This window comes from Caldicoprobacter faecalis (genome assembly GCF_900115765.1).
Lineage (GTDB): Bacteria > Bacillota > Clostridia > Caldicoprobacterales > Caldicoprobacteraceae > Caldicoprobacter > Caldicoprobacter oshimai.
Genome location: NZ_FOXR01000083.1, coordinates 1 through 1,484, shown reverse-complemented (window position 1 = coordinate 1,484; position 1,484 = coordinate 1). Strand labels below are relative to the sequence as shown.

The window sequence follows — 1,484 nt, the reverse complement described above, 5'->3', positions numbered from 1 at the left end:
AGGTTCGTTGTAAAATTAAATGCAACACCCCAAAAAATTATAGAACCATAGTGAGAAATCCTGTATGATATAGATATCCAAAAATCACTAACCATACAGGGAGGTCTCACTATGGCTCAACACAATTGTACCACAAAACGCCGCTCTTTTAAACACCTAAATCCTTACGAGAGAGGAGAAATCGCAGCTTTGCTTAAAGAGGGCAGAAGCATGAGATATATTGCAAGGAAACTTGGCCGAGCTCCAAGTACTATCAGCAGAGAAGTTAAACGGGGTACTGTTACTCAGTTAAAATCTGATTTGTCCACTTACCAAGCGTATTTCCCTGAAGCAGGCCAGGCTATATATGAAAAGCGGCGTAAAAATTGTGGTGCTAATCTTAAGCTCCCATATGTTAATGAGTTTATTAAGTTTGCTGAGGAGAAAATGTTGGGTGAGAAAAAGTGGTCTCCAGACAGTATAGTAGGTTATTGTAAAAGGGACCCCAGCTGGAGAGACAAACCGATAGTCTGTACAAAAACATTATACAATTACATAGACAGGGGATATCTTAAGGTACGCAATATCGACTTATTGCTTAAACCAAGGTTAAAACCCAGAAACAAAGTAAAACCGAGAGAGCATAAACGAGTTATGGGGAAAAGCATAGATTTAAGACCTAAGGAAGCAGAAAACAGAGAAGAGTTTGGGCACTGGGAGATAGATACGGTAATAGGCAAACGCTCTAATGATGCAGTACTATTGACACTGACCGAGAGAAAAACCAGATATGAGCTGATATTCTTACTGGATTCGAAGGACAGTAGAGCAGTAAATAGTGTGTTTATGGAACTTAAAGATAGGTACGGTGAGTTATTTCCCAAGGTATTTCGCAGTATAACAGCTGACAATGGTTCGGAGTTCAGTGAATTATCCAGCATTCTAGAAAGGTACAGGAGTGAAGCATATTTTGCCCATCCATACTCATCATGGGAGAGGGCAAGCAATGAAAGGCAGAATGGGATAATAAGGCGTTTTATTCCAAAGGGTAAAGCGATACGGGAGATAACCTTATCAAAGGTGAAGGAGATAGAAAGGTGGATGAATGAGTATCCGAGGAAAATACTTGGCTATAAAACTCCACAAGAGTGCTTTTATGAAGAACTGTTGCGTATAAGCACTGACATAAAAGTGGTAGAAGAATTGGTTATAGGCTGCCACAACTGTGCAAGCCAATGTGGTTAACTGTATAATACCGCAGACAACAAGGGACAAACGTAATGATTACGTACAGTTAAGGCCTTTGGGCCAGGTATGCCCAAATGCCAGGACATGATTATATCATTAGGGATGTTGTCAAGGTCGGGTATTTCTCGCTTATGCTCGAAAATCTCCACCCTTCCCTTGACAACATGATATATTCTATCAAAAGCATAGAGGTAAAAAATGGATATCTATATCATACTGTTTCTTAAAAAGTGTTGCATTTAATATTGCAATTTTCA

Annotated in this window: 1 protein-coding gene; it reads left to right on the top strand. The window is 39.5% G+C overall.

What is annotated here, in order from left to right:
• The first annotated feature begins 111 nt into the window (after positions 1–111).
• Positions 112–1,224, top strand: a complete 1,113-nt coding sequence (locus BM241_RS12125; RefSeq protein WP_242948410.1) for an IS30 family transposase — start codon at positions 112–114, stop codon at positions 1,222–1,224.
• The last annotated feature ends 260 nt before the right edge of the window (positions 1,225–1,484 follow it).